The sequence below is a fragment of the Helicobacter bilis genome (genome assembly GCF_001999985.1).
Taxonomy (GTDB): domain Bacteria; phylum Campylobacterota; class Campylobacteria; order Campylobacterales; family Helicobacteraceae; genus Helicobacter_A; species Helicobacter_A rappini.
In genome coordinates this window covers 749891-774602 of record NZ_CP019645.1, presented here as the reverse complement: position 1 = coordinate 774602, position 24712 = coordinate 749891, and the positions used below count along the sequence as shown (strand labels likewise).

Sequence of the window (24712 nt, the reverse complement as noted above, 5' to 3'; positions counted from 1 at the left end):
ATTTTTATGATTATTCCTATACTTTTTCTTGCATCATTTATTATTTTCTATCTTTTAAGATTGAATAGTACTGATCCAGTAGCACAATATCTTATAAACTCAAATCTGCCCTCAACACCTGAAGTAATAGCAGAGATCCGCCATGAGTTTGGCTTAGATAAGCCTATACTAGAGCAGTATCTCTTATGGCTACAAAAGGCAGTTTCACTTGATTTTGGTAAGTCATATATGAGTGATAGAGATGTATGGAGTGATTTTTTATATTATTTGCCCAATACGCTTTTACTCGCACTCTTTGCGTTTTTACTTACGATTTTAGTATCTGTGCCTTTTGGGATAATCGCTGCATATTATAGGGATAAAATCCCTGATTTTCTCATTCGCTTTATTTGCTTTATTGGCGTTTGTATGCCGAATTTTTGGTTTGCATTTTTGCTTATTATGCTTTTTTCTCTCACGCTTGGTTGGCTACCAGCCCTTGGTGTAGATGGACTTCATTCATTCATTTTACCTGCTATAAGCATTGCTTTCATGTCAATATGTGTGAATATACGCCTTATCCGTGCAAATATGCTTGAAGTCTCAAAAGAGAGACATATACTTTATGCGTATTTGCGTGGATTAAAAAAGGGACATGTAACAATCAAGCATGTTTTCTACAATGCGACTCTGCCTATTATCACCGCACTTGGCATGCACTTTGGCGAACTCATCGGTGGGGCTCTCATTATAGAAAGCATTTTTGCGATTCCGGGCATTGGCTATTATAGTTTGCAAGGCATTGCAAATCATGATTATCCTATTATTCAATGCTTTGTGCTTATTATGTGCCTTGTGTTTTCTTTGTGTAATCTCATTATTGATATATGTTATGCAGCCCTTGATCCACGCATAAGAAAGAATATGGAAGGCTCTCATGTATTATAAAGTTTTGGAAGTGTGCGATGACAATAGATTCTAAGCTATATAGAAAAAAGCTTTCTTTTTTAGGAAAGTTTTCTCTTATTATGATTATTTTCTTACTACTTATTGCACTCATTGCGCCATTTTTTTTGCCTTATACCCCCGATGCGATTGATTTAGATAATAGATTCTCACCTATTAGCACAGAGCATTTTCTGGGGACAGATCATCTTGGCAGGGATATTTTCACGCGTTTAATATTTGGGGCTAGAATCTCACTTTTTTCTGTGGGGATAATCTTAGTATGCGTTATGTTTTTGGGGATAAGTATCGGTGGTATTGCTGGATTTTTTGGCGGGAAAATCGATAAGTTTATCATGCGTCTATGCGATTTATTTTTAAGTTTGCCCACCATTGTATTATCACTCTTTTTAGTTGGCATATTAGGGGCTGGATTAGAAAATGTAATGCTAGCTATTGCCTTAACGCATTGGGCTTGGTATGCAAGGATTATCCGCAGTATTGTGCTAGGATTAAAACACCGCGAGTTTGTGCTACTCTCACAAGTCTATGGTGCGAGTAATTGGCAGATTTTTAAACGCAATATGCTGACGCCAATCCTTACACAATGCTTTGTGCTTGCGACTATGGATATAGGGCATATCATGCTGCATATTGCTGGGCTATCTTTTCTTGGGCTTGGCGTGCAGCCACCACAGGCAGAATGGGGGGTTATGCTAAGTGATTCTAAAGATTATGTATTTAGCAATCCGGAGTTATTGCTTTATCCGGGATTAGCCCTATTTATAGCAGTTGCTTTGTTTAATATGCTAGGTGATAGCTTACGAGATTATTTTGATTGTGATTCAAATATTATCCATTAAAGGCGATCTATGACATTAACGCTTAAACATCTCACTTTAATGTGTAATAACAAGATTCTATTAAATGATGTGAATCTTAGTATAAAAGCAGGACAAACGACTATACTATTTGGTAAAAGTGGCAGCAGCAAAACGCTTACAACCCTTGCTATGCAGGGCTTACTCCCAAAGAATATAAAGCAGGTAAGCGGTGAGCTATTACTCAATGATACACCTATAAATCCGCAGACTTCACGCGCAAAAGTCTTTGCAAGCATTATGCAAAATCCCCGCTCTTGCTTTAATCCACTCTATTCACTCCATACGCATATAAAAGAGAGTGCAAACGCTCTAAAAATACATTGGGATATGAAAACTATAGAATCTATGCTACATGAAGTCGGCTTACAAAAAGAAGTCTTAAAACTCTATCCATTTGAGATGAGTGGGGGAATGTTGCAAAGAGCCATGATAGCCCTTGCCCTGCTTACAAAAGCCCCTTTTTTAATCGCCGATGAACCCACAACAGACCTTGATATTATCGTGCAGTATAGAATCTTAAAACTTCTAAAACACTTGCAAAAAACCTATAAACTAGGCATTTTGCTTATCACACATGACCTAGATGTCGCAAAGAAAATGGGGGATAGCTTTTACTGCCTTACGCATGGTGAAATGCTACTTAACAAAAGAGTATAGAATCTATGATTTTTTAGATACAATCATGTTTTTATTTTTACAAGGAGAGAATATGTCTAGATTCCATAATATTACGCGACTTTCTACAAGCTTGTTACACAAAGGGGCTTTTATGCTATGCGGTGTGCTATGTGTGAATACCCTAGTGTTAGCAGATGAAATGTGTAGAGTGCCAACTCTAAATGATATGCAAATAGAAGATGGGACTTTTAAATTTTATGCAAACGATAAAGAAGATGATGATAAAAAAGATGGGGGGGGGGGGGAGTATCGCGATGATGATAAGCTCCTAGAGATTACAACAGACACACTCAATCCTTTCAAATATGAATCGTTTCACTATTTTTTAAAAGAGCTTGATTCTATAGATGTTCGCATAAGTAATGAATGTAAGAACAATATATGTAAAACAAAAGCATATAATAAAGAAACTGGAAAGCTAGTATATGAGACAAATTGCAAAGATGGGGAATTACATGGCAAACAATATATGAGTTTTGGCGACCCCGATGATTATTTTTTTAAACGCGAGGTTGTACTATATTATAAAGATGGCAAATTGCATGGTAAGCAACAGGTAAAAGTTCCGTGGTATGAAGCAAAGTTTAGTATTACAAATGACAAACTACATGGTAAATATGAAGAAATTCATGCTCATTATAATACATGGATTCATTCCATACTTAATGTGGTAAATGGAGTAGCTACTGGAGATTATGAAAAAAGTGAACACTATATTGGTCCCGGAGACTTTAAGCGTATAATGCAGGGGCAATATGACTCATCTGGCAATCTTAGTGGCACACAAATAGACATATTTGGGAACCACGATGGTATGAATAATGTAACAACACATGAGATTAAAATAATCTCATGTGAAAATAATGAATGTAAAGTATATGCTACATATACAGGCAAGCAAAGCGGTGAGGCTTTCGGTAGAGGAAACAAACTTTATGAAGCATTTCATGCAAAAAGAGATTCTAAAGGCAAATTCCCAAGAGATCTAAAAGTGCTTATACAAATCATGGGCGATAAAATATTTGAGCGTGAGATATAGCCCATTTCACACTTTATTGAAAGTTATATTGCTTATATTATGGGCTTGTATTATAGAATCTACATATATTTTATAATCCATAGCACAAGATTCTATACTGCATTAAGTTATCTTGTGAAAATCTGTTTAGTGGATCTTAATCGTGTGATATATAGAATGAATATATTCCAAGCTATTTAAACGCTTTAAATTTTCATAGTGTCTTCGTATAATTTATGTTATAATTTTCGCTTATTTTTTGCTATCAATAATCATTAATAATGTGAAAATTCATTTGCTTTTTTGTATTTTTAGCATGAAAATACAACATGAAAATATTGTAAGAAACTAAAGGATTTATATGAAGATTCTATATAAATTTATCTTGCTTTTATGCCTTATGCCTTGTAGTTTGTTTGCCTATCTTGATCCGGGTACTGGCTCTTTATTACTCTCATCAGCTATTGCCCTTTTTGCTTCAGCAATATTTTTCTTCAAAAGTATTTTTTATAAAGTTATTTCTTTAACGACTGGGGGGGGGGGGGTAAAGCTTAAAAAAGGTAAGCAAGAAAATCATAAACTTGTCTTTTATAGTGAGGGCAAGCAATATCATAATGTTTTTAAGCCTATATTAACTTATCTCGATTCCATCTCTTATCCTTATACCTATCTTACTTCATCAAAAGAGGATTTTGAACTATACGCAAAAGATTTAGATTCTAAAAGAGATTCTATACAGAAGTTAGAATCTACAACCGCTTGTCATACTGAGCCTTTGGGCGAAGTATCTCATATAGAAACTAAAAAAGATATTTCGCACTTACGCACCCAATATGATAAAAACCTAGATTCTAGCGACACAAACAAACACACAACGCAAAACCACAACCCCAACGCGCAATTTGAATACATCGGTAGTAGCGATAGTCCTAAAGCTATCTCTCGTCTTAATAGCCTTAGGGCTGATATTGTAATGATGAGCACACCACAGCTTGATATACTCCAAATCAAGCGAAGCAAAGGCGTGAAGCATTATAGCCATATTATCCACTCACTCCCGCACGTAGATATTTATGAGGTATTTGCCCTTGATTACTTTGATAGCGTTTTTACAAACTCAATCATACATACAGATTTTATCCACGAAGTAGAAAGGATAAGAAATCTCAAAACAAAAGAAGTCATCATCACCGGCTGCACTTATCTTGATATTTTACAAGAAAAGTTGCAAGATTATAAAGGGCTAGATGATGAGAAAAAGATACACTTTTTTCCAAAGACAGATACAAAGACTACTATGCTTTTAGCACCATCTTGGGGGAGAGAGGCTTTGCTTAGCAAATATGGTATGAAGCTTATTCAACCTTTTATAGATTCTAATTTTAATCTTATTATCCGTCCCCACCCACAAAGCTATAATTCCGAAAAGGAATTGCTAGATTCATTGCAAGCCCAAACCAAAGATTGCAGCAATATCGTATGGGATAATAATAGGGATAATATCTATGCCCTGCATCGTGCAGATATGATGATAGGGGATTTCTCTGGTGTGATATTTGACTTTGTATGTTTGTTTGAAAAGCCTGTGCTAACGCCTACATTTGATTTTAATATTGTGGGTTATGATTTAGAAGATATTTATGAAACACCTTGGGTGAAAGATGCTCTAACTAAGATAGGCAAAAGCATTGAACCAAGTGAGTTTGATAGATTACCAAGCGTTATAGAATCTTTACTGCAGGATAAAGAGGGCTATGACAAGTTAAAAGAAAATATTAGAGAGATGAAAGCACTTCTTTGGGAGTATCAAGGTGTGGGTGGCATCAAAACCGCACAAGAGATTTTAAGAATAGAAAAAGAGATTCTAGAATCTAGACTGCAAGATAAACTAGAGCTGCATAATGAGATAAATGTGATTAATAGAGTATTAGAGAATGTAGCAAGTGGTATGTGTGGAGATTCTCATATTATTTTGCAGGATAAAGAAGATTCTATACAGAATCTAGATTCTAAGAATCACACTCTAAACCCCGCAGCCCACACAAATACTGCGGAAGGATTTTTAGATAATTTCAAGGGTTGTGCAGATTTGAGTGCGAGAAGCTACCTTAAGGGTAGTGCCCAAGCACGAAAATCAAACTCCCTTGAAAGTGCAAAAAAGACAACGCAGAATCTAGATTCTAAAAAAGACATTGCAAAGGATAATGTATGATTACTGAACTTCTCTATTATATATTCATATTTCCTTTGGAACAAGTGCTTGAAGTTGTATTGCATAATATACTTAAGATAATACCAAGCTATGGTGTAAGCATTATTTTACTAAGCCTTGTAGTCAATCTCTTTTTACTTAAAATCTTTCTCTATACTGATAAAAAGGCACAGCAAGAAGCAGATTTAAAAGAGAAATTAGATAAAAGGATTAAATCGTGGAAAAGCGTATATAAAAGGGCAAAACTCTATGCTTTTACACAAACGCTATACAGACAGCATAATTATCACCCTATTTATGCCCTGCGTAGTCTTGGTGGATTAGCCCTGCAGATTCCATTCTTTTTTGCAATGTATGAGATTATTAACAAAGCTTCATATCTCCAGTTTGTAAGTTTCTTATGGATAGATGATTTAAGCAAACCAGATTCTATTATGCTGTTTGGCTTAAGTATCCATATACTGCCTTTACTGATGACAGCTTTTACTTTAATCAATGTCTTTTATAGCTCAAAAGAGTTAGGTGCGAGAGTGCAAGGGAGTTTGATTGCTTTATTGTTCTTGGTGCTACTTTATAGTATGCCGAGTGCGTTAGTATTATATTGGACTTGTAATATGGCGTTTGCGTTGTTTAAAGAGATATTTAAACACAAAAAACATTCATCTTTGAGTAATCATTCGCAAGATTGTGTGTCTTTGGAGGCAGTCATTACCACTAAGGTAACTCCTGCCCCCAAATCCACACAAAACTCACAAAGCAATACTGCAATTACTAGAATGTGTGAAAGTGCGGATAGGGTTGGCGTAGAATGCCGAGTTTCTAATGTTTCAAATCTTAACCAAGATACTAGAATTGCGGATTCTTTGTCTTGTCATACTGAGCAAAGCGAAGTATCCAAAAAACGAGATTCTAACAACATAGAATCTACAAAATCAGATTCTAACAACACCAATTCATCTAAAAGCACTAAAATACCAAGCAAAGCTACACAACCACAAGGAAAACTTAAAACTCTATTATTTAACATTTTCACCCCACACGCTGCCATAGATTCTAAAACCTATGCAACCTATCGCAAGATAAGCATTCTAGCTATTCTTAATATTTGCTTTATGCTATGTGTCTTTAGCCCTTATGCTTTGTATAGTAGTGATGTCTCTCAATTTGATGTAAAGCAAACATATCAAACACTAGCAGTTTTATTTGGCGCTTTTCTTTGTTCTAGTTTTATGATTATTTATATTACAAGCTTTTTTTATAAAACACGACTTTTTAAGTTTGGTGTATATGTTGCAAGCATATTATTTCTTATCGGGGTAATCAATACATTTATTTTTGTAGGTGATTATGGAGCAATGGATCACTTTGTCTTGCAAAAACCAGAGTTTAATAATCCAAATAATCTTTTATATGCCTTGTGTGCTTTTATAGCAAGTGTAGCGATTGTGTATTTTTGTTTTAAATGGCTGAAGAGTATTTTTAGTGTTAGTCTCATTAGTCTTTGTGTGCTAAGTGTTATATCTTTCTTTAATATTATGGAAGCAAATAAAACTTATATAGTCCCAAAAAGCCTTGTTGCAGAAGATAACAATCTGCAACCTTATGAAAAAGAATTATTCTCTTACTCTAAGACTGAAAAGAATATCATAGTTATGGTGCTTGATATGTTTAGTGGCTCACATATGCATCCACTCTTAGAGCAATTTCCAGAGTTTAAAACACAGCTTGATGGCTTTGTGCTATTTGATAACGCTATATCTACGACAAACTCTACTATCCATAGTATTGCTACACTTATCGGCGGGGAGCATTATGCTGTATATAATATGAATGCCAGAAAAGATAATCTTGCTGATAGTATCACTGAAGCCTTTGGTGTTATAGGTGATACTTTTGTAAAGAATGGCTATGATGTGGGGTATTTTATGGGGGATTGGGCCAAGGATAAAAAATATCTACAAAGATACAATAAGAATATGGTGGTGGTGCAACAACTTAGCTTATATGCAGATTACTTTATGCAAAATAATCATACTGCCTTTGAGGCGTTTGAAGCAGCAGGAAAAGGTGGTATTGCCAGCATAAAGAAAATCCTAAGCTTTGGGGTATTTCGCTTTAGTCCAGAGATGTTTCGTTCTAGAATTTATAATGATAGCGAATGGTTGCGTTATAAAGATATAGATAATAACGCTATCACTGCTGTACCTTATACCTCATCATTTTATGCTTTTACGCATCTGCATAATACAGAATCTAAAAAGCCAACCTTTAGATACCTACACGCCCTTATGACACATGTCCCTTATGCTATGTATTATGAGCAAGGAAAATGTATCTTTGTAAATGGGCAAGATAAACTTGGCAATAAAACTGCATGGCATGATTATCCGCATAAAGTGGAAATGCCCTACAGAAATAAGGCAGAAACAAGACTTTATTTCAAGCATTATGATTCTGAAGCATGTGCTCTGAACTATCTTAGCACATTTATACAATGGCTTAAAGACAATGAGATTTATGATAACACGCAAATTTTTGTAGTAAGCGATCATAGTGGGTTCGATAGTGTAGGCATTCCTAGCAACATAGCAGCAAAAGAGGGGCGACCTGATATTCTCTTTCTCTTTAAGAATTTTAATACAAGCGGGGAATTAAAAGTAGATTCTAGACTTATGGCAAATTACGATATTTCAAGCATTTTTTGCGAGAATCTTCCTAATGGTTGTCCTAATGTGCCAAAAAACATTCTCAACAATTATCTGCAAGATAGAAAAATCATTACAACAATACCTATCACAGCTGGTTTTGGTACGCATAAAAAAAATGAATGGAATATTACCCACTATTTCCAAGTGAATGACAACATTTACAATGAAAACAACTGGCAAGATATCACAAAAGAAGTCAAAAATGGTACATTACAGATTGACAAGATTCATTAATTGTCGTTTGCGTGTTTAAGACATTCGTTCTTGATCACATTGCGTTTTAACGGTTAGTCTAAAACACAATGTGATACATAGTTGCATTTTCCCCCATTATTAAGTATAATCGCACATAAGCACATAAAGGAAAAATATGTTAAAAGATAAAAAGATTCTCATATTTGTGAGTGGCTCTATTGCGATTTATAAGATTTTAATGCTAATTAGATCTTTGCGTAAAGATGGGGCATTAGTCCGCGTTGTCGCTACGCAGAGCGCATTGAAATTCATCACGCCTCTAAGCTTTGAGACGCTAAGCAATACGCCCTTGCTTCATGATAGCAATGAATGCTGGGCTAGTATGCCTTACACGGATCCAAACACTTTAGAATCTAATATGCAAAAAGATTCCAACCCACCGCAAAATCACATTGGCTATGCGAAATGGGCTGATATTGCCCTTTTTGCACCACTCACTGCAAATAGTCTCAATAAACTCGCAAATGGCATTGCTGACAATATCTACCTATCAACCGCCCTTGCCCTGCCAAATATCCCAAAGCTTCTCGCCCCAAGTGCAAATACTCTCATGCTAGAAAATCCCATTACGCAGAACAACATAGAGATTCTAAAAAATAGCGGCTATGAGATTATTAACCCAGCCTTAGGTATGCTAGCATGTGGTGATATAGGCAATGGGGCGATGGCGGATACTGAAACTATGCTTTTTGCCTTAAAGAAAGCTATTTTTAACAATCCATACTGGCAGGATAAATACGCCATTGTTACAGGTGGTGGCAGTATTGAAGAGATTGATTCTGTGCGATGTATTAGCAATCATTCAAGCGGTATGCAGGCAAGCAATCTTGCTTTAGCGCTCTATTATTTAGGTGCGAAAGTCATTTTCATTAGCTCGAAATCGCCCATAATCTTACCGCCAAGCATTAAACACATACAAGTAAAAAGCTCAAAAGATTATGAAAACGCACTTAAACATACAATAGATTCTATAAAGAATGAGAAAATCTATCTCTTCATGGCAGCAGCAATAAGCGATTATATCCCACATAAAAGAGAGGGTAAGCTAAAAAAGAAAGATTTAGGCGATACAATGACTCTAGAGTTGCATGAAAATAAAGATATTTTAGCGACACTAAAGGCGAATAATCTTATAAAGATTGGCTTTAAAGCAGAATGCGACAAAGAAAATGCGAAGATTAACGCAAAAAATGCACTTATTAAAAAACAATGCTCTATGATGTGCCTTAATATTATCAGTGAATCTAATATGAGTTTTGGAGCTACTCACAATGAACTCTATCTCATCACAAAAGATTCTGAAAAATATATACAAGGCACAAAACTTGAAGTAAGCTTTGGGATTTGTGCGTATTTGCAAACACTTGGGGTTTGAGATAAGGCTTATAGATAAATTTTGGTGTCAAGCAGGATTGCAAATTGTCTCAATTGAGTATGTAATATACAATAAAAACTTTGATGGCTGCTATTTTGCAATCATATTTAAAAGAAAGTTCTAAGGTGTGGCTGTCTGACAGAATTTATGTTTTTTATTTATGCCTATAACTTAATACGCTAATTCTAAAATAGAAATTTTGTGCTAAAAAGAAAGTAATCTTTAGATTCTAAAGTTTGCAGTGTTTTTACAAGGCAGATATGCAAAATAGTTTAGCATTCCTATGTCGCATAAACTCCATATAGTTTCACTTTCATTCTTTATGGCATTCACAGATTTTCATAAACTCGTTATAGTATTGCCATGTTGCAATAATATCGGGGCGATGCTCTTTTAAATGTGCGTATTCTCTTTCTAAGATACTTTGAAAATACATACATGCTTCTTTATTGTTTTTAAAATATTCTAGCATATCATATTCTTTTATGTGCCTTGCTTTTTCTCTCTTCTCTAATTCTTGCAGATATATCATATAGCCTTTTATGTAGTTAGACGCGTGTTGTAAAAGGGTATTATCATTTTGTAGTAGTTGCAATTCATCTTGCTTTATAAGTATGGCGATTTTATAGTCCAGTGTTGGTTCTTTGTCTAATATCATAGCTGTAATATCTTTGTAGTGAGAATCTTTTAGTCTCATGTCAGTGTGTAAAATAATGTGTAATTCAATATGCGGTGTTCTACTACATATTACGCAAACAGGAAAAAGCCAACAACTATTGCTTCCATTGAGTTTTGTTTGAAATGGTGTTTTATCTTTTGGTGGTTTGAAGTCAAACTTTTCTGCGAGAGCACAAAATGTCTCAAATCCATGCTCAATGCCAATATCTTTGAATGGTATGTAGTGAAAAGATTCTATGTTTTTTTCTAAAAGATGTATTTTTTGTGCTAAGAAATACTCGCGCTTATCGACATAAGATAACACTTCATTAAGCTTTGCTACACTCATATCTTTACTTGATTGAAAAAACATATAATCAGGTGGCAGTATAATTTCATGATAGGGCATATCCAGCGTAATGGGTGAAATTCCAGAGTATCCATTTTTTCCCAAATGATTGATAAATGGTTTTAAAAGCGAGATAGGATCTCTTACGACACATAAAATTGGGACTTTTTTTGTAAGGAGATGGTAGAACTTATCGTTTTCAAAATCATATCCGCGTATCCATATCGCAATATAATTATGCTTGTCGTTGCTGTTTAGATAATCATAGAGTATCATATAGTCATCTTTATCGGTATTAAACCTTGTATTTATGGCTATATCACATTGTCGAAAAAATGTTTGCATGGCATGTCCACCGCAACCATGCAAAGATAGGAATATAAATCTATAATCTTCTTGTAGTGGAATATTTAGCTGCCATGCGAGTTGAGCTGGAATCTGTTTGTAATCTAGTGTTTTTGGATTCAGTAATGGTGGGTATGGGTGATGTTTATTTATATAAGATTCTCTAAATTCATCGGAATTAATCCATTCTGCAATTTGCTTTTTATATGTATGAAAACTCAAACGAAAAGCAATAATTTTACAGAATCTTCGTATAATATTTCTGCTTATTTTTAAAGCAAAATTTTTAGCATGCACCTTTGGGACACACAAATGTGGCAAAATAATGATGGTTTGCCCCCCCCCCCCACTTGAATCATTGCGCAAATCTGCGTGTAATGGAATGATTAATTTCACATTCAGTGCTTTATTTACATAATTTTTTATCGCAATTCTTATGTTTTTGCATGATGATGTATTTCTCATATCTTAGCTCCGCGTTGAGAAAGTATTTGTGCTAACATAAAGCTTAGCTCTAGGGCTTGTGTGGCGTTTAGTCGTGGATCGCATTGTGTGTGGTAGTTTGTATGTAGTTTGTCTTCGGCAATAGCTTGTATGCCACCTACACATTCTGTTACATCAGCTCCAGTCATCTCAAGATGCACACCACCTGCAATGCTGCCTTGTGCTGCATGTATGGCAAAAAACTGCTCAATCTCACTCACAATATCTTCAAATGCACGGGTTTTATAACCGCTACTTGCTACTTTTGTATTACCATGCATTGGATCGCAACTCCATAAGATATTACGCCCCTCACTGCATACTTCTTTAAGCAATTTTGGGAATTTATCCCCGATTTTATCCGCTCCCATACGCACGATAAGATTCAGTCGTCCTGCTTCATTATGTGGATTTAAAATATCGCAGATTTTTAGAATATCATCTTTTGTAGCATTTGGTCCTATTTTTACCCCAAGTGGATTTTTAACACCACGCAAAAACTCTAAATGTGCGTGGTCAATATCGCGTGTCCTCTCCCCTATCCATAACATGTGTGCAGAGCAGTCATACCAATTGCCACTTAGTGAATCTTGCCTTGTTAGCGCCTCTTCATAATGCAATACAAGGGCTTCATGTGAAGTGTAAAAGGATACTTCTTTAAGCTGTCGAGTGTTATTTGTATCAATGCCACATGCTTTCATAAAACGCAGGGATTTTGCTATATCGCTTGCTAATTCGGCGTATTTTTTACCAAAGTTATTATTCTCAACAAAGCTAAGATTCCATAAATGCACTTGCTCTAAATTCGCAAATCCACCTTGTGAAAATGCACGCAAAAGATTGAGTGTGCTAGCACTTTGATGATAGCCTTTTAATAGCCTTGTGGGATCTGGCTCTCTTTTATCAAGCTCTTGAGAATTGATTAAATCACCACGATAGCTAGGATAGCTTATGCCATTAATTGTTTCTGTATCGCTACTTCTAGGCTTTGCAAACTGCCCTGCTAGACGACCGACTTTCACTATTGGACAGCCTGAAGCAAAGGTTAGAATCACACTCATTTGCAAAATAATCTTAAACATATCTCTAATATTATTTGCATTAAATTGTGAGAAACTCTCCGCACAATCGCCCCCTTGCAATACAAATGCTTCGCCGCGACTAGCCTTTGCAAACTTTTCTTTCAAACTATCTGCTTCTTTAGCAAATACTAATGGTGGTAAGCCTGATAGCTCTTTCTCTACAGATTCTATAGCACTCTTATCTGTGTAGATTGGGTGCTGCTTGATTGGGAAATCTCTCCAACTGCTTTTATTCCATGTAGTTGTTGTTATAGACATTGTATTCCTTTCTTCATAAAACACATAATCGCTCTTGTATCTGTTTATTCTCAAGCAAAACCATAACTGCATTTTTGCGTTGTTGTATCATGTTATTGCTCATTTATTTCTCCTTTCTCAAGTCAATTACTAACTTTATCCCTGCCATAGCCGTAATAATTGCGGTTATAATCGCTGTTATATCCCATGCACTCATTTATTTTTCCTTTGACTATAAATTGACATACTCATAAGTATCACACTTAGCACTAGCACTATAAAAGGTGCTGTTTCAAAATTTAGATTCATTATAGAATACAAGGCATTCACAAACAAACCCAAGCCTATATTCTCAAGTAGCTTCCACATTGTTAGCTCCTTTTTCTAGCTTGTTGATTCTATCTTTTAATGCCTTGATTTCTCTGTCGTTACAGCAATTAAAAAATAACTGACAACATATAAATACACCCATACACCAAAATAGAAAATCCATATTAAGCCCCTTTATGTTATAATTCCCTTGCCCCTCTCCTAAGGGGCTTTTTCTTTAGTATCCTAATAATAGTCTTAGCATGTAGGCTATACCTGTTATAAGTGATACGACTTTTAAAACTTCTTTCAATAGCTTAAGATTTTTCTTAAGCTTCTTTCGTTTTTTCCGCTTCACTTTACAAAGCAAGATTCTATAATATTTTTATTTGCATATTCTTTAAAAAGTAATATTTTTTAGTAAAAATATACAATATTTTAATTATTGTAAATCATATAGTTTCATTATATTTTGCTTAATTGCCTTTTAGAATCTTAGCTGCTTCTTTTGCATGATAGGTGATGATAATATCAGCCCCTGCTCTTTTAAAGCTAAGTAAGGTTTCAAGCATAACTTTTTCATAATCGATAATGCCAAGCTTTTCTCCAGCTTTAAGCAGAGCGTATTCACCACTCACATTATATACAGCAAGTGGCAGTAGGCTTTTTTCTCGTATTGATTTTACTATATCAAGGTAGGCTAAGGCAGGTTTTACCATGAGTATATCAGCCCCTTCACTCTCATCATTTAGACTTTCAAGGATAGCTTCTCTAGCATTTGCACTATCTTCTTGATAACTCTTTCTATCGCCAAAGCTAGGGCTACTTTGTGCGACTTCTCTAAAAGGACCATAATATGCACTAGCAAATTTTGTAGAGTAACTCATAATAGGAAGATTCACAAAATCATTAGAATCTAGGGCATTACGCATGGTTAGAATCTGCCCATCCATCATAGCACTTGGGGCAAGCATATCTACTCCACTTTGTGCTAATACCACGCTTTGCTTAGCAAGATTCAAAAGAGTAGCATCATTATCAACAGATTGTATTTTAGAATCTAAGATGCCACAATGCCCATGATCTGTATATTCACAAAAGCACACATCAGCTATAACATACATTTGTGGAAAATGCTTTTTTATCTCTTGGACGCTTTGCGGGATAATGCCATGCTTATCCCATGTGTAAGAGCCGCTAGAATCTTTTTTATGTTGCGGTGGCACACCAAATAATAAGATAGCATAAATGCCTAGATTCTGTAAAGTTTCACATTCTTTTAGGATATTATCTAAACTCATTTGAAACACACCGGGCATAGAATCTATCTCATTTTTAATACCTTTGCCTTCTACTATAAATAGGGGATAGATAAAATCATTGACACTCAAGGCATTTTCACGCACAAGATTTCGCATAACACTATTTAAACGCAATCGCCTTTTTCTTTGAAACACTTTTTATCCTTTTGTTTCTTGTATTTTCACTAAATCTTTGCATTATACATAATAATTTTATGTTTTTAATAAAGGGGTTGGGAGGGATTGTGTTTTGGAATTTGTTTTAATTTATGTTTATGTGAGATTTAGATTTTTTTAGCGCAGTTTTGTTACATTATTATTGTTTCCGCAATATTACGAGAGAAATTGACTTTATTATCCAAGATAATCCTAGATAACATTAAGATTAAAGCCGATGACTTTAGATTAATTATTTTATGTTTAAAGCATTTTTGTGTTAATCGGTTGTAAATTTCAGCTATTCTACATATTTTTTATAGCTTTTACTTGATTTTTTTTATTTTTTTTGATAGCATAACGGGATAAAAAACATTGTGCTGTGTGCTAGTCATGCTTATCATGTTTTTAATTTTACTAAAAAGGTGTAAAAATGTTGAATTACAAACAAGTCTTGAACCATTCTGTAAAAGTTGGTTTAGTGGCAGGTTCTGTTTTAATGTTGGCGGCTTGCTCTGGAGAGCCAAAGAAAAGCAAAAATGCTAAGTATGCTTCTCAAGAACTTGAGCCTAATGCTCGTCAGTTTGCTGTTTATAAGGCAGTAGGTTATGCTATTGATCCTCAGCATCCTCCATACGAGCCAAAAACTCTTAATGAGAATGCAAGAGGTATAGCTGTTGCGTATAGTGTTCCTTACAATTGTAAGGTATTGGGTGAGGTTGAAGGTAAAGATGAAGCAAGCGGTAAAGCTGGACCAACTTTTGAGCAAATCAGAGAGGGTGCAACTAATGATTTGAGAAATCAGGCTGCTGATCTTGTAAGAGGTGGTCAAAGATTAATGCTTTCTGTTACCAAAGAAGCTATGATTTGTCAAATGAGAACAAAGAAAGATAAGTATCAAGAAGAAGATTGCACTCTTTGGAATAAACTACCGGACAATGGGCAGATTCTATCTTACAGAATCCATGCTAATGTATTTGAGTGTGGCGAGAAGTAAGTATTGCTTGTGTTTGGTTGCGTAGATTCCCAGTGAATGTGGGAGTCTATGTTCGGTAGAGTAATTGAAAATTTAAATATAAAGGGTTAATATGTTGGTTAAAGATTTGCTAAAAGCTGGTTTGATTGCTACAAGTGTTGTTTCTTGTGTTGCTCTGGCAGATGAAGTTGTTAGTGTCGAGGCAGATAGTGATGCGCAGTCTTATTCTACTCAAACAACAGATTCAAAGTCGTTGAAAGAAAGAAACGAAAATATCGATGTTGCTAGAGAGCTTACGATTACAAAAAGTTCAAGTGATGCATACTATAAGTTACCTAGATTGCCACAATATACGCCAAAACCGCTTATTGATGATGCAAAAGGTATAGCTGTTGTAAATGGCGTTCCTTTGAATTGTAAGTTGTTGGGTGAGGCTGAAGGCATTGATAGCTCTGATGGTAAAGCCGCTCCCTCTTTCGAGCAAATCAGGGAAGGTGCTTTGAATGACTTGAGAAACGGCACTATGGATCTTGTAGATTCAAGAGATAGAATAGTGCTTACCCCAGTTAAAGAGGCTATGACTTGCGAACTTCGCAATGAGGGCGATCAATTTGATGAAAAAGACTGCACAACATGGACGCAGATACCAAGTAATGGTAAGATTCTATACTACAGAATCCATGCTAATGTTTTTGATTGCGGTGCAAGATAATCTTTGATTTTATTTTTATAAGGTGGAAAAATGTTGAAATTAGTTAATAGTTTTGCTAAAGTAGGTTTGGCAGTAGGTGCTGTTTCTCTTTTGGTTGCTTGTTCTTCTCAACCAAAGCAGAAAGGTGGAAATTACAGCGGTTCAAAAGGTAAGGTGAATTATAGTAAAGAAGTTGAAGTTACAGTGAATGCTGCAAGAGAGATTACTGTAACAAAAGTTGCACCTTATGTTAAGGTTCCTCAACTTCCAGCGTATGAACCTAAGAGATTAAATGAGGAAGCAAGAGGGATTGCTGTAGCGTATAGCATTCCTTATACTTGTAAGTTACTTGGTGAGGTTGAAGGTAAAGATAGCTCTGATGGTAAAGTTCCACCTTCTTTCGAAGATATTAGAGAAGGTGCAACAAATGATTTAAGAAATCACGCTTCTGAATTGGTAAATGAAGACAGCAGAATTTTACTTAAATTGACAAAAGAAGCTATGACTTGTGAAATGAGAGTAAGTGATGGTAAATACGAAGAGAAAGATTGTACAGCTTGGGAAAAAATTCCTCAAAATGGCAAAATTCTCACTTACAGAATCCATGCTAATGTATTTGAGTGTGGCACAAGATAATCCCCATACTATTGCCTCTTTAACGACTTGTTGATTCGCATTGCCATTCTAGATTTTCTCGAAAATCTAGAGCTTTGATTTGTAACATGTTGTTTTGAGGTGTTTTATTTCACTTAAAATCTTTCATATACTACTTTTTTATTTTAGTTTTTTGTATTTTATTTGTTTTGTTTTAATCTGTTGTATTTAAATTTTGTTTTGATAAACAGCAGTCTGCTTTCTATATGTTGTCATGTGTAGATTCACAGATGATTAAAAATTGTTGTGTCGTAGTAATGTTTAGAGTATTTGTAATATATAATCGAGAAAAAAGTAAAAATGACATTGCAATGCTAAGAAACTTTCATAAGAGAGTGTGCAAACAAGCCCTATGGTTTTCATGATAAATGGACAAATTCTCGATAACCAAAAGCACTCAATTTCAATTAAGGTAACAATAGATCCTGCTTTTCAGCCTCATTCCAAAATGGATCGCTCTTATATCCACAAGCATGCAAGAAAAACACTGCACTACAAAGTAAAAATACAGAAAAAAAATGTGTTATAATACGCATTATGAAAACCTTTAAAGATATATTGCTGACACAAAATGCAAATAAAGTTAAAGAAAAGTGTATTGCCCCAAACGCGCTACTATTTTTGCAAAACTCATATAATTTGCATTTGTTGAAAAACTTCATTATACCACAAATGCGTCAGTATATTATTGCTATCATGCCCTCAAGACGAGACAAAGAAGAGCTGCTTTTCACTTTTAATAATTATCCTGCATGCATGGAATTTAATAAATTTCATGCAAAAACGCTATTAAAAACTATCCAAAACAATACAATTTTAAAACAAACTTTGTCTTTAGAATCTTACACAAAAGTTAAAGCTTATGTTCCAAAAAATCTGCTTGATGCATATCAAATTCACTATATAGATTCCACAGATTTGTGCGAATATGCAGAGGGAAATTTCATTAATCACGCAACAGATCCAGTGCTACATGCTATTTTTGAAGATATTCGCAACATAATAAAACTTAAACACAAACACATAAAAAGCTTACAAACACAAAATCTACAAAGCACCCCAACAACTTATAATATTGCTGATAAACCATACAGCAATCAACAATAATACTATATTCCCTATCAATCACTATATTCCAACAATAACACAATATATTTTAAAATTACAAAAACCTTTCTACCTTTAAAGTCTCTCAATTTAGATTCTATTAAAAATAAAGTAAAAAGAGTGGTAGAAAACTATGGTGAATATTTAATCTAAGTGTGTAGAAATACGCGAATATGCGTATAGCTTCTATGAAGAGAGTGCAGGGAGTGAGACTGGATGGGGCAGTGAAAATGATGAATTTTGGCTTGATTCTCAAGCAGAAAAAGAGTGGTGTCAAATCCTTAAAAGCCTTGCTAAAGATTGTGCTAAAGGCATAGAGATAATGGGGAGAAAATCTATCTTTTTGGCAAAAACTTTATAGATAAATCAAATATAAAATATGAATATTATGATGAGAGAAAACGCGCAAGCTACCCAGACTTTATATTTAAAGACAGGGGAGATAGAATCCACATTTTTGAAGTAAAAAGTGTGAATGTGAGTAAATCTCAAAACATAGAAAAAGAAGCCTATAAACAAAAGATACAAAGGCTAAAACAAGCATATTTAAGTGCGAGTAAATCACGGTATATATTTTTTATCTGCCTGTAAAAGTGGGGCAAGATTGGCAAATATGGTGTGCGAAAGATGGGCAAATTTTGCACGAATATATGAATAGGGCGATGTTTGAAGAGATGATGAAAAAGGATTGCAGGGCTATGTAATGTGTGGGTAAACAGCTTAATGCAGGACTTAGTAAAAAAGAGTTGCAATAATTTGCAGAGGATTTTACATGGAGAATCTTACTTATTTTGTTGCATTTCATTACGAAGATTTGTAAAAGCAAAATAGCACATCGCAGAAGAAGATTTATTGACTAACAATACGAGTGACTATATAGCGATAATGATACATTAATAGAATCTATGCAAGTTTTTAACAAATTGAAGCATAAGGATATGACTTTTATAAACATGCTACACCAATTGTGTCGCATAAAAGTAAAATCAATTTGCATTATTTATGGTTATAATTATAAAATTCATAAAACACAGCAATACATTAAAGGATAAAAATGTCAAAAAAAGAATTTGTAGTAGGCATTGTAGGCGTTACAGGTGCAGTTGGTGAGGAGTTGTTACGGATTTTAGATGAGAGAGACTTCCCGGTGAAAAGGCTAGTCCCACTTGCTAGTGCGCGTAGTGCTGGTGATAGCATAGAGTTTAAAAATCAAAAAATAAAGGTTTTAGAGACAACAGATTCAGTATTTAAAGATGAAGGCGTTGAGATTGCCTTTTTTAGTGCTGGGGGGAGTGTGAGTGAGAGATTTGCTAAAAGTGCGGTAAAAGCTGGGGTAATTGTGATTGATAATACGAGCTTTTTTCGTATGCAAGATTCCATTCCGCTTGTTGTGCCTGAAGTAAATCCAGAAGACATTAAAAAAGATTCTACAATTATTGCAAATCCAAATTGCTCTACCATACAAATGGTGCATGTATTAGCCCCTTTGCATAAGGCATTTGGCATTGAGCGAGTAGATGTTAGCACCTATCAAGCGGTAAGTGGAGCGGGTAAAAAAGGCATGGAAGAGCTCATCATGCAAATGCAGAAATTCTTTGCGTTTGAGCTTGATTCTGTTATCCCAAAAGCCTTTCAACACAGAATCGCCCTAAATCTTATCCCCCATATTGATACATTCCTTGATAATGGCTTCACAAAAGAAGAGATGAAAATGATAAATGAAAGTCAAAAGATTATGCACGCAAACTTTGAGATTTCAGCGACTTGTGTGCGAGTGCCGATTTTACGCAGTCATAGCGAGACTTTAAGCATTCGCTTTAAAGATGAAGTGAATGCAGACAAGGCAAGAGAGATTCTAAAAAAGGCTGAAAGTGTCGTAGTGATAGATAGCCCAAGTGATAATGAATACCCCATGCCACTCATCGCCACAGATACCGATGAGACCTTTGTAGGCAGGATAAGAGTGGATAACTATGATAAACGCATTTTACATTTATTTTGCGTAGCAGACCAAGTGCGTGTTGGTGCGGCGACAAATGCCGTGCGTATCGCTGAAAAGTGGATTGCCCTGTAACATATATCATTGTAACACATATCATTACATAGCTATATATCATAGCTTTACTCACCACAAAGCTTAATGCGACTTATACGCAATAGATAAATCTCTCTTTAATCTTTAGTAACTACTCTAAAGATTGGCTAAGATTCTACACTTTTAACATATAAGATAGCTTTTATGGGCGCCTGAACCCAAGCATACAAAACTAAACAAATAGATAAAATACCTTGATTTGTTTTTTTTTTTTTGTAAAATGGCACGCATTCTAGCGAGATAGGCTACTTTAAAGGAAAACTATGAGATATTTTATACAATTTGGTTTAAGTGTTATCATCACATGCAGCATAGGCTATGCAGAGAATCTTAAGATATGTCAAAGTGAAGAGGATAAGATACAAGGATGTGTTGAAAAATATTATTCTGAAAATGGCAATCTAAAACAAAACACCATTTAAAAACAATAGCAGAAATGGGGATATAAAACTCTACACAGAAGATAAAAAGCTACTAGCCCTGATTAAAGCAGATAGTGATAAGTTTATAAGCGGTAAGCTTTAATAATAAAACCTTAACAAATAAAGATTTAGAAGAGATTGATAGATTTAATAGTGTTAGCAAATCAATTGCGTATTTACAAGAAATATGCCTTAGTAATGATTCTAAATAACGCTTGATTTTAAAATCCAAATTTTATCATGATTTGAGCGTATGCAAAATATTGCTTTTGATTCTAAAATCTTAGTTGTTTTATTGCACGCAACATGACAATCACTAGAATCCAGACTCCATATCGCTTGAATCGATTTTTTAGAGTTTAGATTTTGATGCAACAACAAACAAGATAGTCTGTATGTAAAAAATAATGATAGTATTGCTAAGTTTATGCAAGAAAAGCTGGATTTTGCAAAGAATACTATAAGCATTTGTATAATACTGCAATATAGAACGAAATAAGGCTGGGTTTAAGCGTCAGCAGGCAATGGTTTATTAACAAAAGAACAATTAGATAAGGCTAATAATCCAGCTAAAAGCAATTATAAAGATGTAAAAGAAAGAATATAGAGATAGCTATTTCCTGAAACATGGAAAGATATAAATGTAGTCGATAAAGTAACACAACCCATATTAAAATCAACAAAATTGCTTTGACTGAAAACAAGAAAAAGTTACGATAAGCTGTATAAATCAAAGTGGTGTCCCGAAAGGGATTTGAACCCATGACCTTAAGATTAGGAATCTTACGCTCTATCCAGCTGAGCTATCAGGACAAAATCGATGAAATTTGAATTGAATGGTGCCGAAGGTCGGACTCGAACCGACACAAGGTTGCCCTTACTAGATTTTGAGTCTAGCGCGTCTACCAGTTTCACCACTCCGGCTATATGGTGGATTTAATCATTCTATTTGAAGATGGTGCGCTGAGTGAGACTTGAACTCACACGGGTCGCCCCGCCACCCCCTCAAGATGGTGTGTCTACCATTCCACCACCAGCGCACAAATCCCCCCTTTAGAACAAAGGGAGACTAAAAAGTTTTAAGAATCTTTATACAAACAATTAAGATGCAAGATAAGGATTCACATAAATTGCAATAACAGCAAATACAAGCGTATAGATAACTTGTGCTTCAATCAAAGCGATTGCAATAAACATTGTCGTTTGCAATTTAGAGCCTAATGCGGGGTTTCTAGCAGTGCCAGAGATTGCCGCAGCAGCAGCATGACCCATACCGATACCACCACCAAGGGCTGCAATACCCAAGCCAACAACACCAGCAAGAACAGAAAGTGCCATTACTAAATCAGCACCATTAATACCATCTACACCAGCTTTTGCATCAGCAGCTAGTGCAAAACCAACACATGCGAAAAAGAATAAAAGAAGCTTTTTCATACTCATTCCTTATTAATAAAATAAACTCATACTTTTGTTTTCGGATATGCCCCCTACTTGCAAAGCATGGGGGTTATTCTATCTTTTTTTACCTTAAAATTTGCTAAATATTAACAGAAAAACCACAATAAAATAACATGAAATTTCATTGGGTATGTCAAAATCTTAATATTAACTCGCAATGGCGCTTAAAAGCAAACGCAAGGCTTGCAAACTAGCCATTTTCTGCACGAAGATTCTGGATTCTATAAAGTTTGCACCCTTACACCCTGCACCCGCCCATTTGGATAAGATTCTAGAATCTATATGTGTGTGCGGAGTGTAAAGGGTGGGGTTTTTAGAATCTTTGCCCTCTATATTTGTATCTAATAAATAGTTATAGGCAATATTTATTGGCAATCTATCGCGTATGAGAATGCAGGTAAAAACCATGCCAGCGGGTAAATGCAAGAAATTATTAGGGCTATCATCGTGTGTGGCTAATCCGCTTGTAGCAATGGCGATATCGGCTTGAAATAAGTCGATCGCTCCCCTTGCCATCGCATTTACACAAGCTTGTGAATACACGCTATGCTCTCTAAATACAGAATCTTTTATGCCTAGAATCTGCTGTTTAGATTCAATGCTATAAGTCGTTATCCCGCCTTTAAAAACAGAACTCGCACCATTAATAGCTGTAATCATCGCACTCAAAACTCCACCTGTGCAAGATTCAGCAACACAGAGTTTGTAGTTATGCTGTTGTAGTTTTTTCACCACAAAAGTTGCGATATCACCCTTTACAAGTCGCTCTGCAAATAGAGAATCTAGAATCTTAAAAAATGCGTCTAGATTCTGTGTAGAACCTTGTGCTATTATGCCGTATTCTTGCGATAATATGGCGGGTAGCGCGTTATTGCTATTTTTGGCTAGATTTTCTTTATTTGCTAACTTATCGCAATTTTCACTCATAAGACTAGAATGCAGTGGCACAGAATCTGCAAGTCTCAAGGATACAGAACAATCCATAGCATAATGTGAGATTATCTGCATAGCACTACTTTGCTCAAAGCCTATAATCTCAAAGTATATTTCATTATTATCAATTGTGCGGGTTTGCATATTAGAATCTTTTATGGTGTAATGTGATAAAGAAGTGTCTCTCTGTTTGTTCTTATGATGGCTAGAGATACTACCACCCAGCCTACTTTCACTTGATGAAGATTCTGTATTGAGTGCTTTAATTGCGTTAGAAAATGCTTTCATAACGCGTTTTTTAGGTAAATGAGATTTACTTTTTCTCATCGTTTTTAGAATCTTTAGAGTCTTTTTTATCTTTTTTATCTTTCTCTTTATCAAAGATTTTAAAGTCTTTATTCTTCTTAATAAAGCTTGATTGTTGCGAATATAAATGCACGATATTTGGGTCAGCAAGCAAACATACAGAGTTTTGGTCCTTATCTTCATAATCCACTTTGCTTAATAGATCCCTTGCGACATTTAGTCTTGCACGCTTTTTATCGTTAGAATCTACAATCATCCAAGGGCTATATGGTGTATGTGTGCGTGAAAACATTTTTTCAAATGCTTCTGTATAGTCGTCCCATAAGTTCAAAGACTTGGCATCAATAGGGCTTAATTTCCACATACGCAATGGATCGTTTTTCCTTCTTTCAATGCGTCTTTTTTGCTCTTCTTGCGAAACATTAAGGAAGTATTTAAAAATCATTGTGCCACTTGCAACAAGCATTTGTTCTAGGTTGCTCACTTGATAGATAAACTCTTTATACTCATCTTGTGTGCAGAAACCCATAACTTTTTCAACACCAGCACGATTATACCAGCTTCTATCAAAGAATACGATTTCACCACCAGAGGGTAAGTTAGTGATATAACGCTTAAAATACCATTCAGTTTTTTCCTGCTCTGTGGGCTTATTCAGTGCAACAATGCGACAACCACGAGGATTAAGGTGAGAAGTAAGCGCTTTTATCGTGCCACCTTTACCAGCACCATCTCTACCTTCCATTATAATGACAATTTTTTGATTTGTCTTTTTAACCCAATTTTGCAATTTCACAAGCTCGATTTCTAGCTTACGCAACTCTTTCTCATAAAAGTCATTTTTAAACAAATGGCGTTTATTAATCACCTTTTTTTTGCTATATACCTCTTGTGGATCCATTGACTCTTCAGGTCGAACGACAATTTGCTTTTTGCTCATTATAAGCCCCTTTATCTTAAAGTAAAAAAGTATAGCATACTCAATATTTTATTAAAATTTACTTAAAATAGCTGTGAGATGGTGTGTAGGTGTATATTTTTAGGGCAAATAGTATAGAATCTGTCTTTATTTATAATTATTTGTGCTTTATGTT

At 35.1% G+C, this 24712-nt stretch carries 22 protein-coding genes and 3 tRNA genes; 14 read left to right on the top strand and 11 right to left on the bottom strand.

Features of this window, described 5'->3' with window-relative positions:
- The first annotated feature begins 6 nt into the window (after window positions 1-6).
- The 7 genes from XJ32_RS03635 to coaBC all read left to right on the top strand — a co-directional run bounded on the left by XJ32_RS03635 (window position 7) and on the right by coaBC (window position 10054).
- Complete coding sequence (locus tag XJ32_RS03635; RefSeq protein WP_254422467.1) at window positions 7-927, top strand: ABC transporter permease subunit; 921 nt, start codon at window positions 7-9, stop codon at window positions 925-927.
- Between the two features lie 80 nt (window positions 928-1007).
- Window positions 1008-1787 carry a nickel ABC transporter permease subunit NikC gene (nikC, locus tag XJ32_RS03630; RefSeq protein ID WP_254422466.1) on the top strand — a complete coding sequence of 260 codons (780 nt, stop codon included), beginning with the start codon at window positions 1008-1010 and terminating at the stop codon, window positions 1785-1787.
- A 9-nt stretch (window positions 1788-1796) separates the two neighbouring features.
- Window positions 1797-2465: an ATP-binding cassette domain-containing protein gene (locus XJ32_RS03625; protein ID WP_077388380.1), complete on the top strand. Its 669-nt coding sequence runs from the start codon at window positions 1797-1799 to the stop codon at window positions 2463-2465.
- A gap of 52 nt (window positions 2466-2517) precedes the next feature.
- Window positions 2518-3525, top strand: coding sequence for a hypothetical protein (locus XJ32_RS03620; RefSeq protein WP_155761454.1), 1008 nt, complete (start codon window positions 2518-2520; stop codon window positions 3523-3525).
- A gap of 340 nt (window positions 3526-3865) precedes the next feature.
- Window positions 3866-5716: a CDP-glycerol glycerophosphotransferase family protein gene (locus XJ32_RS12685; RefSeq protein ID WP_155761453.1), complete on the top strand. Its 1851-nt coding sequence runs from the start codon at window positions 3866-3868 to the stop codon at window positions 5714-5716.
- A complete protein-coding gene (locus XJ32_RS03610) occupies window positions 5713-8658 on the top strand; it encodes a YidC/Oxa1 family membrane protein insertase (protein WP_077388378.1) in 2946 nt (981 codons plus the stop codon). The genes XJ32_RS12685 and XJ32_RS03610 overlap by 4 nt, the downstream gene beginning before the upstream one ends.
- Before the next feature lie 136 nt (window positions 8659-8794).
- Window positions 8795-10054, top strand: a complete 1260-nt coding sequence (gene coaBC / locus XJ32_RS03605; protein ID WP_005217010.1) for a bifunctional phosphopantothenoylcysteine decarboxylase/phosphopantothenate--cysteine ligase CoaBC — start codon at window positions 8795-8797, stop codon at window positions 10052-10054.
- Window positions 10055-10367: 313 nt separating this feature from the next.
- Here the strand turns inward: coaBC and XJ32_RS03600 are convergent, their stop codons facing one another.
- From XJ32_RS03600 to hemB, 5 genes are all read right to left on the bottom strand, one after another.
- Window positions 10368-11870 carry a DUF2972 domain-containing protein gene (locus tag XJ32_RS03600; RefSeq protein ID WP_077388377.1) on the bottom strand — a complete coding sequence of 501 codons (1503 nt, stop codon included), beginning with the start codon at window positions 11868-11870 and terminating at the stop codon, window positions 10368-10370.
- On the bottom strand, window positions 11867-13228 hold the full coding sequence (locus XJ32_RS03595) for a class II 3-deoxy-7-phosphoheptulonate synthase (RefSeq protein WP_005217030.1): 1362 nt from the start codon (window positions 13226-13228) through the stop codon (window positions 11867-11869). Before XJ32_RS03595 ends, XJ32_RS03600 begins: the two co-directional genes overlap by 4 nt.
- A gap of 192 nt (window positions 13229-13420) precedes the next feature.
- Window positions 13421-13576, bottom strand: coding sequence for a hypothetical protein (locus tag XJ32_RS12195; RefSeq protein ID WP_020995487.1), 156 nt, complete (start codon window positions 13574-13576; stop codon window positions 13421-13423).
- The gene (locus tag XJ32_RS11780) at window positions 13560-13700 is read right to left on the bottom strand and encodes a hypothetical protein (RefSeq protein WP_155243498.1); all 141 of its coding nucleotides are present in this window, start codon (window positions 13698-13700) and stop codon (window positions 13560-13562) included. Before XJ32_RS11780 ends, XJ32_RS12195 begins: the two co-directional genes overlap by 17 nt.
- 292 nt (window positions 13701-13992) lie before the next feature.
- Complete coding sequence (hemB, locus tag XJ32_RS03590; protein ID WP_077388376.1) at window positions 13993-14973, bottom strand: porphobilinogen synthase; 981 nt, start codon at window positions 14971-14973, stop codon at window positions 13993-13995.
- Between the two features lie 433 nt (window positions 14974-15406).
- On the opposite strand from hemB, the gene XJ32_RS03585 reads away from it, so the two are divergent.
- The 7 genes from XJ32_RS03585 (at window position 15407) to XJ32_RS13295 (ending at window position 20918) form a co-directional block, all read left to right on the top strand.
- Window positions 15407-15970, top strand: coding sequence for a DUF4156 domain-containing protein (locus tag XJ32_RS03585; RefSeq protein WP_004088419.1), 564 nt, complete (start codon window positions 15407-15409; stop codon window positions 15968-15970).
- A 91-nt stretch (window positions 15971-16061) separates the two neighbouring features.
- A complete protein-coding gene (locus XJ32_RS03580) occupies window positions 16062-16661 on the top strand; it encodes a hypothetical protein (protein WP_004088417.1) in 600 nt (199 codons plus the stop codon).
- Window positions 16662-16691: 30 nt separating this feature from the next.
- Complete coding sequence (locus tag XJ32_RS03575) at window positions 16692-17276, top strand: hypothetical protein (protein ID WP_004088416.1); 585 nt, start codon at window positions 16692-16694, stop codon at window positions 17274-17276.
- Window positions 17277-17831: 555 nt separating this feature from the next.
- Window positions 17832-18401: a hypothetical protein gene (locus XJ32_RS03570; protein ID WP_077388375.1), complete on the top strand. Its 570-nt coding sequence runs from the start codon at window positions 17832-17834 to the stop codon at window positions 18399-18401.
- Between the two features lie 173 nt (window positions 18402-18574).
- Window positions 18575-18718 carry a hypothetical protein gene (locus tag XJ32_RS11775; protein WP_155761452.1) on the top strand — a complete coding sequence of 48 codons (144 nt, stop codon included), beginning with the start codon at window positions 18575-18577 and terminating at the stop codon, window positions 18716-18718.
- Window positions 18719-19455: 737 nt separating this feature from the next.
- The gene (locus tag XJ32_RS03565; RefSeq protein WP_077388374.1) at window positions 19456-20475 is read left to right on the top strand and encodes an aspartate-semialdehyde dehydrogenase; all 1020 of its coding nucleotides are present in this window, start codon (window positions 19456-19458) and stop codon (window positions 20473-20475) included.
- Window positions 20476-20759: 284 nt separating this feature from the next.
- Entirely contained in the window at window positions 20760-20918 is a 159-nt protein-coding gene (locus XJ32_RS13295; RefSeq protein WP_367635286.1) for a hypothetical protein, read from the top strand.
- 736 nt (window positions 20919-21654) lie between these two features.
- Here XJ32_RS13295 and XJ32_RS03555 read toward each other — a convergent pair.
- From XJ32_RS03555 to ppk2, 6 genes are all read right to left on the bottom strand, one after another.
- A tRNA-Arg gene (locus XJ32_RS03555) sits at window positions 21655-21731 on the bottom strand.
- Between the two features lie 24 nt (window positions 21732-21755).
- Window positions 21756-21842: transfer RNA gene (locus XJ32_RS03550), tRNA-Leu, on the bottom strand.
- A gap of 32 nt (window positions 21843-21874) precedes the next feature.
- Window positions 21875-21958 (bottom strand) — tRNA-Leu (locus XJ32_RS03545).
- Window positions 21959-22019: 61 nt separating this feature from the next.
- Window positions 22020-22355 (bottom strand): F0F1 ATP synthase subunit C, encoded by a 336-nt coding sequence (locus XJ32_RS03540; protein WP_005217561.1) that lies wholly within the window; start codon window positions 22353-22355, stop codon window positions 22020-22022.
- A gap of 171 nt (window positions 22356-22526) precedes the next feature.
- Window positions 22527-23639 carry a CinA family protein gene (locus tag XJ32_RS03535; RefSeq protein ID WP_077388373.1) on the bottom strand — a complete coding sequence of 371 codons (1113 nt, stop codon included), beginning with the start codon at window positions 23637-23639 and terminating at the stop codon, window positions 22527-22529.
- Window positions 23626-24558: a polyphosphate kinase 2 gene (gene ppk2, locus XJ32_RS03530; protein ID WP_005217563.1), complete on the bottom strand. Its 933-nt coding sequence runs from the start codon at window positions 24556-24558 to the stop codon at window positions 23626-23628. The genes XJ32_RS03535 and ppk2 overlap by 14 nt, the downstream gene beginning before the upstream one ends.
- Window positions 24559-24712: the final 154 nt, after the last annotated feature.

Bases quoted from the DNA above. Each gene is read 5' to 3' on its own strand.
- XJ32_RS03635 (WP_254422467.1), top strand. From the start codon at position 7: ATGATTATTCCTATACTTTTTCTTGCATCATTTATTATTTTCTATCTT.
- nikC (WP_254422466.1), top strand. From the start codon at position 1,008: ATGATTATTTTCTTACTACTTATTGCACTCATTGCGCCATTTTTTTTG.
- XJ32_RS03625 (WP_077388380.1), top strand. From the start codon at position 1,797: ATGACATTAACGCTTAAACATCTCACTTTAATGTGTAATAACAAGATT.
- XJ32_RS03620 (WP_155761454.1), top strand. From the start codon at position 2,518: ATGTCTAGATTCCATAATATTACGCGACTTTCTACAAGCTTGTTACAC.
- XJ32_RS12685 (WP_155761453.1), top strand. From the start codon at position 3,866: ATGAAGATTCTATATAAATTTATCTTGCTTTTATGCCTTATGCCTTGT.
- XJ32_RS03610 (WP_077388378.1), top strand. From the start codon at position 5,713: ATGATTACTGAACTTCTCTATTATATATTCATATTTCCTTTGGAACAA.
- coaBC (WP_005217010.1), top strand. From the start codon at position 8,795: ATGTTAAAAGATAAAAAGATTCTCATATTTGTGAGTGGCTCTATTGCG.
- XJ32_RS03600 (WP_077388377.1), bottom strand. From the start codon at position 11,870: ATGAGAAATACATCATCATGCAAAAACATAAGAATTGCGATAAAAAAT.
- XJ32_RS03595 (WP_005217030.1), bottom strand. From the start codon at position 13,228: ATGTCTATAACAACAACTACATGGAATAAAAGCAGTTGGAGAGATTTC.
- XJ32_RS12195 (WP_020995487.1), bottom strand. From the start codon at position 13,576: ATGTGGAAGCTACTTGAGAATATAGGCTTGGGTTTGTTTGTGAATGCC.
- XJ32_RS11780 (WP_155243498.1), bottom strand. From the start codon at position 13,700: ATGGATTTTCTATTTTGGTGTATGGGTGTATTTATATGTTGTCAGTTA.
- XJ32_RS03585 (WP_004088419.1), top strand. From the start codon at position 15,407: ATGTTGAATTACAAACAAGTCTTGAACCATTCTGTAAAAGTTGGTTTA.
- XJ32_RS03580 (WP_004088417.1), top strand. From the start codon at position 16,062: ATGTTGGTTAAAGATTTGCTAAAAGCTGGTTTGATTGCTACAAGTGTT.
- XJ32_RS03575 (WP_004088416.1), top strand. From the start codon at position 16,692: ATGTTGAAATTAGTTAATAGTTTTGCTAAAGTAGGTTTGGCAGTAGGT.
- XJ32_RS03570 (WP_077388375.1), top strand. From the start codon at position 17,832: ATGAAAACCTTTAAAGATATATTGCTGACACAAAATGCAAATAAAGTT.
- XJ32_RS11775 (WP_155761452.1), top strand. From the start codon at position 18,575: ATGCGTATAGCTTCTATGAAGAGAGTGCAGGGAGTGAGACTGGATGGG.
- XJ32_RS03565 (WP_077388374.1), top strand. From the start codon at position 19,456: ATGTCAAAAAAAGAATTTGTAGTAGGCATTGTAGGCGTTACAGGTGCA.
- XJ32_RS13295 (WP_367635286.1), top strand. From the start codon at position 20,760: ATGAGATATTTTATACAATTTGGTTTAAGTGTTATCATCACATGCAGC.
- XJ32_RS03540 (WP_005217561.1), bottom strand. From the start codon at position 22,355: ATGAAAAAGCTTCTTTTATTCTTTTTCGCATGTGTTGGTTTTGCACTA.
- XJ32_RS03535 (WP_077388373.1), bottom strand. From the start codon at position 23,639: ATGAGAAAAAGTAAATCTCATTTACCTAAAAAACGCGTTATGAAAGCA.
- ppk2 (WP_005217563.1), bottom strand. From the start codon at position 24,558: ATGAGCAAAAAGCAAATTGTCGTTCGACCTGAAGAGTCAATGGATCCA.